The organism is Variovorax sp. IB41, assembly GCF_016405905.1.
In the GTDB taxonomy this organism is placed as follows: domain Bacteria; phylum Pseudomonadota; class Gammaproteobacteria; order Burkholderiales; family Burkholderiaceae_C; genus Variovorax.
The window spans coordinates 73,928-89,380 of the sequence record NZ_JAEFCB010000001.1 but is presented as its reverse complement, the minus strand read 5'-3'; the positions used below and the strand labels follow the sequence as shown (position 1 = coordinate 89,380).

The window sequence follows — 15,453 nt, the reverse complement described above, 5'->3', positions numbered from 1 at the left end:
CTCAGGCACGCGCGGCCGTGATGGCGGCGAACAGCGGCCCCGTCTCCGGGTACTGCTTGGCAAAGCCCGACCAGAGGCGCGTTTCCATTTCCTTGCGCACGAAGTCGCGCTCGCTCTTGGCCATCGGCGTGAAGACGATGCCCAGCTTCTTGAGTTCCTCGATGGCCTGCAGGCCCTTCTGCGTGCCGATCTCGCGCTGCTGCAGCGTGGAGTCGGCCGCGGCCTTCAGGAACGCGGGGCGCAGCGTGGCGGGGATCTTGTCCATCGCGCGCTTGCCGGCCACGCACACCATGGGGCTGAACAGGTGCTCGGTCATCCAGCAGTACTTGACGACCTCGTTGAGCTTGCTCGCGAGCACCGTGGCCGCGTCGTGCTCGAAGCCGTCGACCACGCCGGTCTGCGCGGCCATGTAGAGCTCGCCGAAGGAGATGGGCGTGGGGATGGCGCCCATGATCTTGAAGGTCTCGATGAAGGCGGGCGTCGGCAGCACGCGCAGCTTGACGTTCTTCACGTCGGCGAGCGATTTCACCGGCTGCTTGGTGTACACGTTGCGCGCGCCGTAGTGCGCGCCCCAGGTGATGACCTGGCAGCCGGTGCTCTTCACCAGCATGTCGTTGAGCTTGCCGCCCACGCCGCTGTCGAGCGCGCGCGCGGCGTGCTCGTAGCTGTCGAACACGTAGCCCAGGTCGAGCATGCCCAGCTGCGGCGTCACCGTGGCCCAGATCGAGGAGCCGGTGAGCATCATGTCGATGGAGCCCACCTTCACCTGCTGCACCACGTCGCTTTCCTTGCCCAGCTGGTTGTTCGGAAAGTAGTCGATGCGGATCTGCTCGCCCACCGCCTTCTTGAGATTGGCCTGCATCAATTGCGACCAGGCGAAGTGCGACGAATTGAGGTCGGCCACGTGGGACGACGACAGCCGCAGCACCACGGTTTTTTCCTGCGCGGACGCAGTGTGCGGAAGGCCTGCGGTGGCCATCGCGAGCGACAGCGCCGAGGAAGACTGGACGAACTGGCGGCGTGAAATCGGGGTCATGGTGTTGTCTCCTGTGGGTCGATTGCCCATTCGGTTGCTCGGTCTGGCGCGTTTGGTGGAACGATTTACTGTATCGATACACAAGAATGGCGGCAATGCGATTCCGATAGGTGTTTTCCTCCGTAAACGAGGTAAATCGGCAGGCCGCAAAGGCAGAATGGAAAACCAGCTCACGGATGCCCCCATGACCCCATCGACACCCGAAGCCGCGCGCACTTACGCCATCGCGATGCATGGCGACCAGAAATACGGCCCGCACCCCTACGTTCACCATCTGGACGCGGTGGTCGCCCTGCTCCAGCCCTACGGCGAGAAGGCGCAGGTCGTCGGCTACCTGCACGACGTGGTGGAGGACACCGATGCCACGGTGTCGGATGTGCAAGCGCGGTTCGGCGACCTGGTGGCCCGGTGCGTGTCGCTGTTGACCGATGCGCCCGGCGCCAACCGCAAGGAGCGCAAGGCCAAGACCTATGCGGCGATGGCGCAGGTGTCGGGCGATGAAGAGCTCGCGCTCGTGGTCAAGGCGGCGGACCGGCTGGCGAATGTGCGGGCTTGCGTGGCCGATGGGCATCGGCAGCTGTGGGACACCTATCGCGGCGAGCACCCGACGTTTCGGGCTGCTGCGTTTCGCAAGGGGCAATGTGATCCGCTGTGGGGCGAGCTCGATGAGCTCTTGCTGGAGTGGCGGGCTTCGTGAGGCCCTGTTCGGGGCGGCGTGCGCAGGCCACCGGGTGCTCCCCTCTGCGAATGTCCCCCGGGCTTCGCCCTCCTCCTTGATTTCGCTGCGGGAGCACCCGATGCCCTGCGCACTTGGACGCGCTGCTGGCTATTGGGCGATCGACCAGTGCTCTGACTACTGTCCGCAGCTCGGGTGCTTGTGCCCTTCGGTGGCGTTGGGCAGGCCCATGAAATCGAGGATGTGCGGCGTCGCGCCGTCCACCTGCAGCATCGTGGTCGCGCTCAGGTTGCCCTGGCAATAGCTGGGCTTGAGCGGGTTCGCGTAGTTGTTGTTGAGGATGAGCAAGGTGTCGCGCTCCGCGGCGGTCTGTCCGCCATGGCTGCTGCCGGTGCCGCCGTGGTCGGAGGTCACGACGATCAGCCACTCCTCGTTCGCGTAGTTCGGCCGTGCGGTCAGCGCCGCGAGCACCTGGGCGATCTGCTGGTCTTCACCGGCGATCTTGCTGCGGTAGTTGGCGTTCAGCGGGTCGTAGCTCGGCGCGTGGATGTCCACGTTGTGCAGGTAATAGAAGATGGCCGTCGGCGGGTTCTTCCAGCCGAGCCAGCCCTTGACGGCATCGGTGGCCTGCTGCGAGTTCTTGGCCGCGTTGGCCACGACGAAGTCGGCCTTCGCGGGGCGCAGGTTGTGGGTGATGTTGAACCAGTCGCCCACCACCGCCGTCGTGGCCGTGGGCCAGGCCTGCTTGATGAGGTCGAACACGTGCGTCTTCTTCAGCACGAGGCCAGTGTCGTTCGAGGTCACGCCGTGCTTGTCGGCCCAGAAGCCGGTGAACACCGACGACCAGCCGGGGCCGCTGACGGTGGCCTGCTGGGTGCCGCCTGCGAGCACGTTGCCGTGGAAGGCGCCGCCCGCGATCAGCGCCGACATGGCGGGCGTCTGCACGCAGCCCTGGCACTGGACCGCGTCGCCGCGCAGGCCGTCGATGCCGATGAGCAGCACGTGCTTGTTGCCCGGCACCGGGTTGGGAACGCCCTCGCCTGCGATCAGCGCGTAGTGGTCGTAGGGGTTGCCGGCGTAGTCGGTCTTCAAACCGCCGACGTCGCCGGCGCGCTTGTCGCTCAGGTCGCAGCGCTGCGGGGTCTTGTGATAGTCGAAGGACTTGCACCATGCGGTGCGGCTCGCGTCGGTGCAGGCGGTGGCGCAGTCCGCGGGCGTCACGGCCTGCAGGGTCTCGGTGTTGTGGCCGCTGATGGCCGCATCGGGCGTGCGCGTGAACGCCTTCAGTGGATCGGGCTTCAGGCTGTAGTGGTCGTAGGGGTTGCCGGGGTAATCGGTCTTCAGGCCGCCAATGTCGTCGGCGCGTTTGTCGCTCAGGTCGCAGCTCTGGTTGGTCTTGTTGAAATCGAACGACACGCACCAGGTCGAACGCGGCGCCGCGAGGCAGGCCGTGGCGCACATCTCGGGTGTGGACTGTGCAATGTTCTCGACGTTGTAGCCCGAGATCGCCGCATTCGGCGAGCGCGTGAACGCGTCGAGCGGCGCTGCGGCCGCATGGCCGGCGAGCGCAGTGAACAGGCACGCCAGGCCGGCGCGGATCGATGGCTTCATGTGATGTCTCCTCATCGCGTGAACGTTGGATGAATCCCGTGTTGCCCGCTTTTTCGCGTGGCTTTTTGCAACTCCGGGCGGAGTAAATCACTGGCGGCTGCTATCGATCCAATTCAAAAATCTTCTGTGTCGTATTGAGCAGGCCTATACGTCGGGCTGTCATCGGCTTGTGCTTGGCCTATCGTTTTTCGTCGGCCGGTGGTGCGGCGGGTCCTCGGCCAATCATCAGCCACGCGCTCAACGCACTGAGTACCGCCAGGCCTGCGCTCAGCAGCATCACCCAGCGAAAGCCCGCCACGAACGACTCGGCGACGGCGCGCTTGACGGACGCCGCGGTGGCCGCATCGATGCCCGGCGGCATCACCGCACCGGCCAGCTTGCTGCGCTCGCCTTCGAGAAATTTCGCCACCTCGGCCGAGGCGCCCATCTCGCGCAAGCCATCGGCCAGCGCGGCATCGAAGGCCCACGCCATGACCGCGCCGAACACCGCGATCGCCAGCACCGCCGCCGCGCGCGACACCGCGTTGTTCACGCCGGAGGCCACGCCCGCGAGGTCGGGGCCGACCGCGTTCATGACGGTGGTGGTGAGCGGCGCGACCGTCACCGCCATCCCCAGGCCCAGCACCACGACCGCGGGCAGAAAGCCGCTCCAGTAACTCGCGCCGACGCCCGGCACCGCGAACAGCACGAACCCCGCCGCCGCGATGGCCGGCCCGATGACCAGCGGCAGGCGCGGCCCGAAGCGGTCGACCAGTTGCCCGGCCCAGCCCGAGAGCGCGAACATGATGAAGATGAACGGCAGCAGCGCCGCGCCCGCCGCGGTGGCCGAGTAGCCCTGCACCTGGATCATGTTGAGCGGAAAGAAATACAGCCCGCCGCCGAGCGCCGCATAGAGCAGCAAAGTCAGCAGGTTCGCGCCGCTGAAGTTGCCGATGCGCAGCAGGCCCAGCGGCAGCATCGGTGTGCGCGCCTTGCGCTCCACCGCGATGAAGGCCGCGCTGCCCACGACGCCGACGGCCAGCGCCGCGAGCACGTACGGCGAGTTCCAGCCCTGCGTGGGCGCCTCGATGAAGGCATAGACCACGCCGCCCAGCCCGGCGGTGGCAAGCAGCGCACCCCACACGTCGAGCCCGCCGCTGGCCGATGCGCCGTGGCTCTCGGGCACGTGGCGCCACGTGATCCACAGCACCAGCAGCGCCATCGGCACGTTGATGTAGAAGGCCCAGGTCCAGGAGATGTGATCGACCAGGAAGCCGCCGAGCACCGGCCCCACGGCCGCCGTGATGCCGCTGAAGCCCGACCAGGTGCCGATGGCCTTGCCGCGCTCCTTCTCGGGAAACGCCGCGCTGATGAGCGCGAGGCTCCCGGGCACCAGCAGCGCCCCGCCGATGCCCTGCACGGCGCGCGCGGCGATGAGCTGGTGCACATCGGCCGCCAGCCCGCAGGCCACCGAGGACAGCGCGAAGAGGCCCACGCCGATGGCGAAGATGCGGCGGCGGCCGTAGTGATCGCCGAGCGCCCCGCCCACCAGCAGCAGCGCCGCCAGCAGCAAGGCATACGATTCGACCACCCACTGCGCCTGGAAGGCCGTGGCCTTGAGATCGGACTGGATGGCCGGCAGCGCGACGTTGACCACCGTGCCATCGATGAAGGCCATGCTCGAGCCGACGATGGCCGCGGCCAGCACCCACGGCTTGGAGGCCTCGGGGCAGGCGCTTTCCTGCGCCCCGGCGCCGTGCAGGATCAGCGTGTCGTCGCAGGGCGCCTTGCCGATCTGTGCCATGGGTGGGCCTCGCTATCCGTTCATCTGGCCGTTCGCGCAGGCCGTGGAAGCCGGGTTCGCACGCGCCGCGCTCACGCTGCGCGCCATGGCCGCGGCCGCCGCGGCCGTTACGCGCTGGGCGCCTTGCGCCACGGCGTCCATGCCGCTGCCGACCGGTTCGCCGACGTTCAGCTGGCAGACAACAGTGCGCGCCTCGTCGGAGCGGCGGAGCGTCCAGCTGAAGCTCGCATCGACGCGCCCGCCATCGACCGCATCGAACTGCCGCAGTTGCACCGCGATGCGCCAGACCGGTTGCGAGGTCTGCCGTCCGCCCTTGGTCACGTCGAGTGCGCCGAGCCGCGCGGAAATGTTGCTCGCGAGCGCATCGCGCAGCTCGTTCTCGAACGACGAAGCCCAGCGGTGCTGCTCCAGCACCTCGACCTGCACGCTGCCGCCCGGTCGGCGCACCACCATCTGCGGCCGTGCGAAGCGCTCGGGCACCGCGACCGGCGCGAGCTCGACGTAGAGCGGCGCGGGGCTGCCCAGCGTCGACGGTGCCGCATCGGCGGCCGCGACCGGGCTCGCGAGCGTGTAGTAGTTGTCGGGCTTGCTCGCACAGCCGACGAGCGCCAGCAGCGCGGCTGCAACGGCTAGCGCGGGTTTCCCGAAAGCGAAGTTCTTCATCATTTCTTGTCGTCCGGTTTGCCGCGCAGCAGCGACTCGGGATGGCGCTCCAGGTAGTCGGTCAGCACGCGCACCGAGCCCGCGGCGCGGGTCAGCTCCTGCAGCGTCTGGCGCATGTCCTGTTGCAGCGGCGAGTCGTCGGCCAGCGTGCGCTCGGCCGTGTTGACGGTCTTGCGCACGTCCTTCATGGCTGCGGCCAGCTCGGGCGTCACGTCGTTGTTGATGCGCGTGACGGTCTGCTCGGCGCTGGTGAGCGTCTTGTTGAGCGTGGCGAGCGTGGTGCGCAGGTCGGCGGCAATCTGCTCGTAGGGCACCTTGTTGAGCTTGCTCGCGATTTCCTGCACCTGCGACTGGATCTCGTCGAGGCTGTTGGGCATCGTGGGCAACTCGATCGGGCTCTTGGCCAGGTCGATCTTGGCGGGCGGCGCCTTCGGGAAGAAGTCGAGCGCCACATAGACCGAGCCGGTCAGCAGGTTGCCGTTGCGCAGCTGCGCGCGCAATCCCTTCTCGGCCAGGAAGCGCAGGCGCTCCTGCTGCGTGACGCGCGACTCGGCGCCCGGGGGCTGCCCGTTCTCGCGGCGGCGCAGGCGGTCGGGGTAGACCTGCACCAGCACCGGCATGCGGAACTCGCGCTCGGCGCGGTCGAACTCCACGCCGATGGACTTGACCTCGCCGATCACCACGCCGCGGAAATCGACCGGCGCGCCGGGCACCAAGCCGCGCAGCGACTGGTTGAAGTACATCAGCAATGTCTGCGACGGCCCGTCGGGCTCCTTCATGGCCGCGGCTTCGTCCTGCGCCAGCATGAAGGCGGTGTTTTCCTTGGCGAGCGGCCCCATCGCGTCTTCGGGCGCCTGGAACGCGATGCCGCCGAGCAGGATGGTCGCGAGCGACTGCGTGCGCAGCGTGAAGCCGCTGGCGCTCAGCTGCGCATCGATGCCGCTGGCCTGCCAGAAGCGCGTGTTGACGCCCACGAACTTGTCGTAGGGCGCATTGACGAACACGCGCAGCGTGACGCCGCGGCCGTCGCCGTCCAGTTCGTACGCGGCCACCTGGCCGACCTTGATGCGGCGGAAGTACACGGGCGAGCCCACGTCGAGCGAGCCGATGTCGGTCGCACGCAGCAGGAACTGCTGGCCCGAGGCGTCGCGCGTGACGATGGGCGGCGTCTCCAGCCCGGTGAATTCGCCGGCCGTCTCGGTCGCGGTGCCCGCGTCGGCGCCGATGTAGGCGCCCGACAGCAGCGTGCCCAGGCCCGAGATGCCCGAGGTGTCCAGGCGCGGCCGCACGACCCAGAAGCGCGAGTCTTGCGCGGTGAAGCCGTCGGCGTCCTTGTTCAGCTGCACCAGCACGCGCACGTGCGAGCGGTCGCGCGCCAGGCGCAGGCTCTGCACGAGGCCGATCTGCACGTCCTTGTATTTCACCGCCGTCTTGCCCGCCTCCAGGCCCTCGGCGGTCTTGAAGGTGAGCACGATCTCGGGCCCACGCTCCAGCAGGATGCGCGCGACCAGCGTCACGCCCACGAGCGCGGCCACGATGGGGATGAGCCAGATCAGCGAGGGCAGCCATTCGCGGCGGCGCTTGACCTGGGGTTTGGGCAATGGGGGCGCAGATGGGGGCGCGGAAGGCGCCGGTTTGTCTTGCGGTTGCGGATCTTCTTCACTCATGCTGCTTGTTCTTCCCTGTTCTCGAAACTCTCTTGCACCGCCTGCGCCTCCTTGCTGTCCCAGGTGAGCTTCGGGTCGAAGCTCAGCGAGGCCAGCATGGTCAGCACCACCACCGAGCCGAAGGCCGCGATGCCCACGCCCGCGGTGATGACCGCGAAGCCCTGGATCTGCACCAGCCCGGTCAGCAGCGACACCACGAACACGTCGAGCATCGACCAGCGCCCGATGATCTCGATGATGTGATAGAGCTTCGCCCGCTCGTGCTGCCGCCAGCTGCTGCCGCGCTGGGCCGTCACCACAAGCAAGAAGAGCACCGCCAGCTTGAACAGCGGCACCAGGAAGCTCGCGATGAAGACGATGGCGGCCAGCCCGTAGGCCCCCGACACCCAGAAATAGATCACCCCGCTCAGGATGGTGTCGTACTGCGCGCCGAAGAGCGTGCGCGTGATCATCACCGGCAGCAGGTTCGCCGGGATGTACATGATGCAGGCCGCGATCAGGAAGGCCCAGGTGCGTGTGAGGCTCTGGGGCTTTCGCGTGTGCAGGTGCGTGCCGCAGCGGCCGCAGGCATCGCCCTCCTCGGCGTTCTGCCAGACGGCCGCGCAGTGCGGGCAGGCCAGCAGGCCGAGCGATGCGGCGGTGGCGACGGGCGCGTCGTGGTCGTGATCGTGCAGGTGGTGCGCTTCATCGGCCGGCACCGGTTCGCGCGTTCTGCGAAAGCGAAAGGAACGGGGAAAGAGCCTCATGCGGAAGCCTCCTTCTCCTCATCCCCGGCGGCACGGTAGGTCATCTCCCAGAACGCCCCCGGGTTGAACGACAGCACCGCCGTCAGCGTGACCGTGAGCGCCATGAAGGCCCAGAGCGCCGGCCCCGGCACCACGGTCGCCATGCTCGATAGCTTGACGATGGCCACCAGCACGCCGAGCAGGAACACCTCGATCATTCCCCACGGGCGCAGCGACTGCATCATGCGCACCAGCAGCGCGAAGCCCAGCGGGCGGTGCTCGCGGCGCAGCGGAATCAGGAGGTACGCCAGGATGCACAGCTGCAGCAGCGGAAAGAGGATGGTCGTGGCCAGCACCAGCAGCGCCACCACCGACATGCCCTCGCCCGCCAGCACCACCACCGCGCCGGCCAGCGTGGTCTGGCTGGTGAGGCCCCGCAGCTCGATCTCCACGATCGGAAACAGGTTGGCGATGGCGAACATGATGAGGCTGGTCACCGTGAGCGGCAGGATGCGCTGCTGCTGCGCGCCGGGGTGCCTGTCCAGCTCGGTGCCGCAGCGCGGGCAGCGGGCCACGTCGCGCGGCGCGAGGGGCGTGCGGGCGTAGACCGCGTCGCAACCCGGGCAGACCACCGTGTCAGGTACTTCCTTCATGGGGTCGTACCCTACCCTATTCAGTGGTGCGGGTTTGTCGTCTTCAATCGCAGACTGCTGAAGACCGCCGCCACCGCCGCGCAGCAGGCGGCCAGCACCAGCGCCACCACCGGGCCATGCCCGCCGTGCGGGCTCCAGACGCTGAAGACCCCCGCCAGCACCACGGCGCCCAGGGTCTGGCCCGTGAGCCGGGCCGTGCCCAGCATGCCGCTGGCCGCACCGCTTCGGTGCGCGGGCGGCGAGCTGACGATGGTGTGGTTGTTGGGCGACTGGAACAGCCCGAAGCCCAGCCCGCACAGCGCCATGCGCCAGGCGATGTCGGCATTGCCCGGATGCGCCGGCAGCGCGGCCAGCAGCGCGAGGCCCGCCGCCAGTAAACCCAGGCCGATGCCGCCGAGCAGGCCATCCGGATACTTGCCGATCAGCTTCCCCGCGATGGGCGCCATCACCACGATGGCCAGCGGCCACGCGGTGATGAGCAGGCCCGCCTCGATGTGGCTGCGGCCGTACACATCGAGCAGCAGGAACGGCAGCGCGATGTAGGCCAGCATCTGCGCGCAGAACGCGGCCACCGAGGTGCCCATGGACAGCGCGAAGACCGGAATGCGCAACAGGTCGATGGGGAAAAGCGGCACCGCCTGCGTGCGCTGGCGCCGCAGGTAGACGAAGCCCACCGCCAGCCCGGCCACCAGAATGACCCAGGCGGACCAGTGCGAGCCGCCCCCGTCCACGCCACCCTCGCGCACGCCCAGCCGGTCCACGCCCAGGAACACCAGCGAGAACATCAGCACGTTGAGCGTCACGTCCACGGGCGAGAACCGGAGCCCCGCCGCCGGCGCCACGCGGTTGAACGGCAGCGCCCTCATGCCCAGCGCGAAGGTGACGATGCCCAGTGGCACGTTGATTGCGAAGAGCCACGGCCACGAAGCCACCGAGAGAATCGCCGCCGCCACCGAGGGCCCGGCCACCGAAGACGTGGCGACCACCAGCGAATTGATGGCCATGCCCTTGCCCAGTTGCGACGAGGGGTACGTGAGGCGCACCAGCGCCGCGTTGACGCTCATGATCCCCGCCGCGCCCAGGCCCTGGAACGCACGCGCCGCGATCAGCGTGCCGAGCGAGTTGGCGAAAGTCGCGGCCAGCGACGACAGCGCGAACACCGCCATGCCCACGAGGTACACGCGCCGGTAGCCCACCAGGTCGCCGAGCGAGGCCAGCGGCAGCAGCATCACCAGCGTGGCGATCTGGTAGGCGTTGACCACCCAGATCGCCTCCGAGGGGCTGGCCTGCAGCTCGCGCGCGATGCCCGGGAGCGCGAGGTTGACGATGGTGCCGTCGAGCACCGCCACGATCAGCCCGAGGATGATGACCAGCATGGCCCAGCCGCGCGCGGGCGAAGCCAGCCCGTCGATGGGTTTCAGGGTGCTTTCTTCGGCGCTTGCCAACGCGGCGCCTGGATGTATCGAGCTCACGCTTCCTGCGTCCTTCGTGTGGGTTCCGAGCGCACGCTGCCCAGCGTGAGCCAGGTCAGCACCAGCGCGATCAATGCGCCTGCGGCCATGCCGGCGACCATCGGCAGCGGGCGGCCATCGGTGAAGAAGCCCACCACCGCCATGGCGAGTGCGCCCGTCAGCATCTGCAGCGTGCCGAGCAGCGCAGAGGCGGTGCCCGCGATGGCGCCGTGCATCTCCAGCGCGAGCACGCCGGTGGTCGGGATCACCAGGCCCATGAAGCCCGAGGCGATGAAATACAGGACGATGAGCACCCAGATGCTGTCGCCGCCCATGGCGAAGTACGCGAACATCGCCACCATCGCGGCGCCGCAGCAGGCCACGCCGAACTTCACGAGGTTGACGAGCCCGTAGCGCTCGCCGAGCGAACCCGTGAACTGCGATGCGCCGATGAAGGCCGCGGCATTCACGCCGAAGGCCACGCTGTAGAGCGCGGGCGAGAGGCCGTAGTGGTCGATCATCACGAACGACGAATTGGCCAGGTAGGTGAAGAAGCCCGCCATCGCGAAGCTGCCGATGAACACGAGCCCGAGGTAGTGCGAATCGCGCAGCAGCAGCCAGTAGGCCGAGAGCGCGCTGCCCAGGCTGCTTTCGACGCGCTCCGAGGCGGGCCGGGTTTCGTCGAGCAGCTTGACCATCATCGCGAGGCCCGCCACGGCAGCGATGGTCACCGCCCAGAACACGCCGCGCCAGCCGGCCACGGCGATGACCGCGCTGCCCGCGAGCGGCGCGAGGATCGGCGACACGCTGAACACCAGCATCAGGAGCGACATCAGCCGCGCCGCGTCGGTGCCCGTGTGCAGGTCGCGCACGACCGCGCGCGGAATCGCCATGCCGGCCGCGGCGCCCAGGCCCTGGATGAAGCGCAGCGCGATCAGCGTCTGGATGTCGGTGGCCAAGGCGCAGCCCACGCTGGCCACTGCGAAGAGCACCAGCCCGGCATAGAGAGGCGGCTTGCGCCCGACCATGTCGGAGATCGGCCCGTAGAGCAGCTGGCCCGCGCCCAGCGAAAGAAAGAACGCCGTGAGGCTCATCTGCACCGCGCCGATGTCGGCGCGCAGGCTCTGCCCGATGGCGGGGAGCGCGGGCAGGTACATGTCGATGGCGAAGGGCCCGATGGCCGAAAGCAGGCCCAGCAAGAGGGCCATCTTGAAGAAGGGGGAAGAACGCATTGCCCCGATTGTCGCCAAGCCAGGCGATCGGCGCAGGCGTGGGGTCGGGCGCCCCATGGCCGCGCGCCCGCACTAATTCAGGCGAAAGAATCGACTGGCAGGCCGCGGTGCGTGCGGCGTACGAACTTCGTACTCAGGCGGCCGGCCAGAACACGAGTGCCCGCAGCTCGATGCTGCGGCGCGGCGGTGCTTCGCGGGCGCCGGTCGGGTCTTCGAACGCGGTGTGCGCGGTGAAGCGCGCGGTGCCGTCCTCGCGCGAGTCGTAGATCTTCAGCAGCAGCGCCTCGTCGGGCCGCAGCCTCGGGAACCAGTACCACTGGTGCTTCGGGTTCCAGGTGAAGGAATAGGTCTCGCCCACCCTGTCGGGGTAGACCAGGTCGCTGGGCACCATGTCCTCGAACGCGATGGAGCGCGCATCGCACAGCGCGAGCGGCAGGCGCTCCACCGTCGCGAGCGGGCGCCACAGGTTGACGATGGCGAAGCGGTGCTTCAGGCGCTCCTCGGCTTCGTCGGGCGGCAGGTGGTCGCGCACGCGGCGCGGCGCGGAGACGAAGGTCTGGTCGTTGTGCACCCGGCGCACGGGCTCCCGCAGTTCGGCCGTGCGGCGCGAGCCTTGCGCGCTGTCGCGCAGCGTGTGGTCGAAGACCACGATTTTCTCGGCGCCCGTCACGTCGCGCAGCAGCGCCTCGGCCTCGCGGTAGTAGATGTCGCGGATGGTCGCATCGTGCGAAAAGTCGGCCACCACGCTGCGGTGCGAGATCTGCGTGAAGCCGCTGCGGTCGAGCGAGAGCTCGTGCAGCGCCACGAGCGGGCGGCCGTCGCGGATCGCCACGCGGCGCGGCTCCAGCTCGCCGGTCACCCAGGGCACGCCCGGCGGCGGCTCGAAGGTGTAGCTCACCGGCCTGCCCTGCCCCGCCTTCAGGTAATTGAGCTCGCCCTCCACCGAGGAAAGCGTGGCGGCCACCAGGTGGCCGTTCGATGCGGTGCCCATGCGGCATGACTCCTCAGAAGGGTTCCTTGAACGGGCGCAGGTCGAGTTCCTGCGTCCACGCGCTGCGGTGCTGCACATGCAGCTGCCAGTAGTTCTCGGCGATGGCGTCCAGCTGCAGCAGGCCATCGTCGCCCGCCTGCGCCACGCGCTGGGGTGCGTTGCTGCGCAGGCGCTCGCCGTCGATGCCGCCATCGATCACCACGTGCGCCACGTGAATGCCCTCTGGCCCGAACTCGCGCGCGAGGCTCTGGCTGAGCGAACGCAGGCTGGCCTTGGCCGCTGCGAAGGCGGCGAACGGCGGCTTGCCGCGCAGCGCCGCGGTGGCGCCGGTGAAAAGCAGGCTGCCGCGCGCCCGCGGTGCGGTGGCCTCGAAGCCGTTGGCCAGCAGGCCCTGCAGCGCTTCGCGCGCGAAGATGAAACCGCCCAGCGCGCTGGTGCGCCAGGCCTGCGTGAACTGGTCGACCGAGATCTCCAGCGTCGGCGCGCGCACCGCGCTCGAGGCATTGAAGATCGCCACCGAAAGCGGGCCCAGCGCCTTCACGCGCTGCGCGATGCCGTGGATTTCGGCCTCGCTGGCGACGTCGCCGGCGAACACCTGGGCGCGCCCGCCGGCGGCTTCAATTTCGGCCGCCACCGCGGCCAGTTGGGCCTGGGTGCGGCCGGTCAGCGCGACGAGAAATCCCTCGGCCGCGAAGCGCCGCGCGAGCGCTGCGCCCAGGCCCGCGCTGGCGCCGACACCGGCGATCCAGGCCACCGGGGACGGGCTCGAACCCGAGGGAGAAACAGGGGATGGTGCAGAGGTGGGAGGCGTGGTGGGAGGCGTGTTTGGAGGCATACGTGACGCCGAAGGCTATACCTGCGCTGCGGGCCGTGGAACGATGCAAAAGCGATAACCTTATTTGCCGGCTGGTCGGCAGTCGCACATGCTTGACGCGGCCCCGGATTTCCCAGCGACACGATCGGCGGCTACGCTATCGGCTTCCCGGACCGCTTCCACAACAACTCACAGCATCTGCCTTCCAGGAGGAGTTACCCATGGCCTTCGCCCGAACGATCCATGCCGATCTGCTTCGCGTGTTTCTTCTGACCCTCGTGTCGCTCTTCGCCATTCCGGCGGCGACGCTGGTCTTCACCGAGTACGCACTGCGCTCGCAGGACGCCGAGTTCCTGCAGTCGATCGAAAAGCGCATCGGCTCCGATGCCCGTCTCTCGGCCGACGACAAGGCGCAAGCCACCGCGTTCTACCGCAGCCACCCGCTCTCCAAGGCCTGCGACGCCACTGCGCCGGAAGACAGGAATTTCCACGACAAGGTGTGCAGCCCTTACTCGATGCAGTGGCAGTTCCACTGGGCCGACCGCGCCGCCCTCTGGACGCTGGCGCTCGGCGCGGCGCTGCTCGCGGCGGCCCTCGTGCTGGGCGCGCTGGCCTTCGCCAATCGGGGCCTGCGCTACGCAAGCTTCGTGGCGGGATGGCGGCTCATGACCGTCTCCAGCGCCATCGAGGTCGTGCTGCAGAGCGCGATGCTGGTGTGGCTCTCGTTCTGGCTCACCGCCTTCTTCTGGCACAGCTACTACGTCAAGCTCATCATCATCGCCGGCGTGGCGGCGGCGGCGGCCGTGTTCTATGCGGTGTACACGCTGTTCAAGAAGCTGCCCTCGGTCAACGCGATCGACGGCGAGCTCATCGCCGAGGGCGACGCGCCGCGCCTGTGGGAGCGCATCCGCCAGCTCGCGGGCCGCGTGCAGACCGCGCCGCCCGACCAGATCGTCGCGGGCATCGACACCAATTTCTTCGTGACCGAAGCGCCCATCGAAGTCGGCGGCCGCACGCTGCAAGGCCGCACGCTCTTCGTGAGCCTTCCGCTGCTGCGCGTGCTCGATCAATCGGAAGCCGATGCGGTGCTCGCGCACGAGCTGGCCCACCTGGGCGGCGGCGACACCCGCAGCAGCGCGGCGCTCGGCCCGAAGCTTCGGCAGTTCGACCAGTACACCTGGAAGATGCGCAGCGGCGGCCTCACCATCGTGGCGCACTACCTGCTGCGCCTGTATCGCATGATCTTCGAGTTCGCCCTGGCGCGCGACAGCCGCGAGCGCGAGTACAAGGCCGACCGCGTGTCGGCGAGCCTCACGGCCCCCAGCGCCATCGTGCAGTCGCTCATCAAGATCTCGGCCTACGCGAGCTACCGCAACGACGTCGAGCAGAAGCTCTTCGCGCAGAACCGCCAGCACGACGGCGCGCTGGGCATTGCCAGCTTCGTGGCCGACGGGCTGCCGCCCTACGCGAGCTCCGAGGCGTTCATCGAGACGATGAAGACCGCCGACGTGCCCCACCCCTACGACAGCCATCCACCACTGCTCGAACGCATGCGCAACGTCGACCACCATGTGCCCGAGAGCGTGTACGGCGCCATCGTCGCGACCGCGCCGCAAGCGACGTGGGCCGACGACATCGAGACGGCCCTCGCGATCGAGCAGCGTCTGTGGAGCGAGTACGAGCAGCGCTTCGTGCAGAACCACGATCTGGCCCTGGCCTACCGCTACGAACCCGCCACCGAGGAAGAGCGCGTCGTGGTGCTGCGGCACTTTCCGCCGGTCGAGTTCGCGCTGAAGAACGGCGAGCGCATCGTGATCGACTACACGGGCCTGCACCCGAGCGCGGATGGCGGCTCGACCATCGCGTGGGACGAGGTGAAGGGCCTCACCTACAAGGACGGCAGCTTCGGAGACACGCTGATCGTCACGCACCACGACAAGGGCATGCTGGGCGCGCGCACCACCAAGGTCAAGGTGGCGGGCCTGGGCAAGCAGAAAGACAACTTCCGCGGCGCCGTCGGCTACTACTGGCAACGCCACCAGGTCATGAGGGCACAGCAAAAAGAAGAGGACCAGGCGTCCTCCTGAGCATTTTTCCCATCACCTGTCACCGGACAGGCTCCACCAAAACCTTCACATAACAGGAGACATG

Annotated in this window: 13 protein-coding genes; 2 read left to right on the top strand and 11 right to left on the bottom strand. The window is 68.4% G+C overall.

Going from position 1 to position 15,453, the window contains the following annotated elements:
- Position 1 precedes the first annotated feature (1 nt).
- Positions 2 to 1,036 (bottom strand): TRAP transporter substrate-binding protein, encoded by a 1,035-nt coding sequence (locus JC881_RS00400; protein WP_198783744.1) that lies wholly within the window; start codon positions 1,034 to 1,036, stop codon positions 2 to 4.
- Between the two features lie 184 nt (positions 1,037 to 1,220).
- On the opposite strand from JC881_RS00400, the gene JC881_RS00395 reads away from it, so the two are divergent.
- Positions 1,221 to 1,733: an HD domain-containing protein gene (locus JC881_RS00395; RefSeq protein WP_198783743.1), complete on the top strand. Its 513-nt coding sequence runs from the start codon at positions 1,221 to 1,223 to the stop codon at positions 1,731 to 1,733.
- 156 nt (positions 1,734 to 1,889) lie between these two features.
- On the opposite strand, the gene JC881_RS00390 is transcribed toward JC881_RS00395, so the two are convergent.
- The 10 genes from JC881_RS00390 to JC881_RS00345 all read right to left on the bottom strand — a co-directional run bounded on the left by JC881_RS00390 (position 1,890) and on the right by JC881_RS00345 (position 13,323).
- Positions 1,890 to 3,323, bottom strand: a complete 1,434-nt coding sequence (locus tag JC881_RS00390) for a PAN domain-containing protein (RefSeq protein WP_198783742.1) — start codon at positions 3,321 to 3,323, stop codon at positions 1,890 to 1,892.
- Positions 3,324 to 3,501: 178 nt separating this feature from the next.
- Positions 3,502 to 5,106, bottom strand: coding sequence for an MFS transporter (locus JC881_RS00385; protein WP_198783741.1), 1,605 nt, complete (start codon positions 5,104 to 5,106; stop codon positions 3,502 to 3,504).
- 12 nt (positions 5,107 to 5,118) lie between these two features.
- Positions 5,119 to 5,772 (bottom strand): PqiC family protein, encoded by a 654-nt coding sequence (locus JC881_RS00380; protein ID WP_198783740.1) that lies wholly within the window; start codon positions 5,770 to 5,772, stop codon positions 5,119 to 5,121.
- Positions 5,769 to 7,436 (bottom strand): PqiB family protein, encoded by a 1,668-nt coding sequence (locus JC881_RS00375; RefSeq protein ID WP_198783739.1) that lies wholly within the window; start codon positions 7,434 to 7,436, stop codon positions 5,769 to 5,771. The genes JC881_RS00380 and JC881_RS00375 overlap by 4 nt, the downstream gene beginning before the upstream one ends.
- On the bottom strand, positions 7,433 to 8,182 hold the full coding sequence (locus tag JC881_RS00370) for a paraquat-inducible protein A (RefSeq protein ID WP_233101466.1): 750 nt from the start codon (positions 8,180 to 8,182) through the stop codon (positions 7,433 to 7,435). Before JC881_RS00370 ends, JC881_RS00375 begins: the two co-directional genes overlap by 4 nt.
- Positions 8,179 to 8,814 (bottom strand): paraquat-inducible protein A, encoded by a 636-nt coding sequence (locus JC881_RS00365; RefSeq protein ID WP_198783738.1) that lies wholly within the window; start codon positions 8,812 to 8,814, stop codon positions 8,179 to 8,181. Before JC881_RS00365 ends, JC881_RS00370 begins: the two co-directional genes overlap by 4 nt.
- A 20-nt stretch (positions 8,815 to 8,834) precedes the next feature.
- Entirely contained in the window at positions 8,835 to 10,190 is a 1,356-nt protein-coding gene (locus tag JC881_RS00360) for an MFS transporter (protein ID WP_233101552.1), read from the bottom strand.
- A gap of 92 nt (positions 10,191 to 10,282) precedes the next feature.
- Positions 10,283 to 11,497 carry a multidrug effflux MFS transporter gene (locus JC881_RS00355; protein ID WP_198783737.1) on the bottom strand — a complete coding sequence of 405 codons (1,215 nt, stop codon included), beginning with the start codon at positions 11,495 to 11,497 and terminating at the stop codon, positions 10,283 to 10,285.
- Between the two features lie 133 nt (positions 11,498 to 11,630).
- Positions 11,631 to 12,488 carry a CmcJ/NvfI family oxidoreductase gene (locus JC881_RS00350; protein WP_198783736.1) on the bottom strand — a complete coding sequence of 286 codons (858 nt, stop codon included), beginning with the start codon at positions 12,486 to 12,488 and terminating at the stop codon, positions 11,631 to 11,633.
- A 13-nt stretch (positions 12,489 to 12,501) separates the two neighbouring features.
- Complete coding sequence (locus JC881_RS00345; RefSeq protein ID WP_198783735.1) at positions 12,502 to 13,323, bottom strand: SDR family NAD(P)-dependent oxidoreductase; 822 nt, start codon at positions 13,321 to 13,323, stop codon at positions 12,502 to 12,504.
- Between the two features lie 200 nt (positions 13,324 to 13,523).
- On the opposite strand from JC881_RS00345, the gene JC881_RS00340 reads away from it, so the two are divergent.
- Positions 13,524 to 15,389: a M48 family metallopeptidase gene (locus JC881_RS00340; protein WP_198783734.1), complete on the top strand. Its 1,866-nt coding sequence runs from the start codon at positions 13,524 to 13,526 to the stop codon at positions 15,387 to 15,389.
- Positions 15,390 to 15,453: the final 64 nt, after the last annotated feature.

Bases quoted from the DNA above. Each gene is read 5' to 3' on its own strand.
- JC881_RS00350 (WP_198783736.1), bottom strand. From the start codon at position 12,488: ATGGGCACCGCATCGAACGGCCACCTGGTGGCCGCCACGCTTTCCTCG.
- JC881_RS00375 (WP_198783739.1), bottom strand. From the start codon at position 7,436: ATGAGTGAAGAAGATCCGCAACCGCAAGACAAACCGGCGCCTTCCGCG.
- JC881_RS00365 (WP_198783738.1), bottom strand. From the start codon at position 8,814: ATGAAGGAAGTACCTGACACGGTGGTCTGCCCGGGTTGCGACGCGGTC.
- JC881_RS00360 (WP_233101552.1), bottom strand. From the start codon at position 10,190: ATGCTGGTCATCATCCTCGGGCTGATCGTGGCGGTGCTCGACGGCACC.
- JC881_RS00355 (WP_198783737.1), bottom strand. From the start codon at position 11,497: ATGCGTTCTTCCCCCTTCTTCAAGATGGCCCTCTTGCTGGGCCTGCTT.
- JC881_RS00385 (WP_198783741.1), bottom strand. From the start codon at position 5,106: ATGGCACAGATCGGCAAGGCGCCCTGCGACGACACGCTGATCCTGCAC.
- JC881_RS00380 (WP_198783740.1), bottom strand. From the start codon at position 5,772: ATGATGAAGAACTTCGCTTTCGGGAAACCCGCGCTAGCCGTTGCAGCC.
- JC881_RS00390 (WP_198783742.1), bottom strand. From the start codon at position 3,323: ATGAAGCCATCGATCCGCGCCGGCCTGGCGTGCCTGTTCACTGCGCTC.
- JC881_RS00345 (WP_198783735.1), bottom strand. From the start codon at position 13,323: ATGCCTCCAAACACGCCTCCCACCACGCCTCCCACCTCTGCACCATCC.
- JC881_RS00400 (WP_198783744.1), bottom strand. From the start codon at position 1,036: ATGACCCCGATTTCACGCCGCCAGTTCGTCCAGTCTTCCTCGGCGCTG.
- JC881_RS00370 (WP_233101466.1), bottom strand. From the start codon at position 8,182: ATGAGGCTCTTTCCCCGTTCCTTTCGCTTTCGCAGAACGCGCGAACCG.
- JC881_RS00340 (WP_198783734.1), top strand. From the start codon at position 13,524: ATGGCCTTCGCCCGAACGATCCATGCCGATCTGCTTCGCGTGTTTCTT.
- JC881_RS00395 (WP_198783743.1), top strand. From the start codon at position 1,221: ATGACCCCATCGACACCCGAAGCCGCGCGCACTTACGCCATCGCGATG.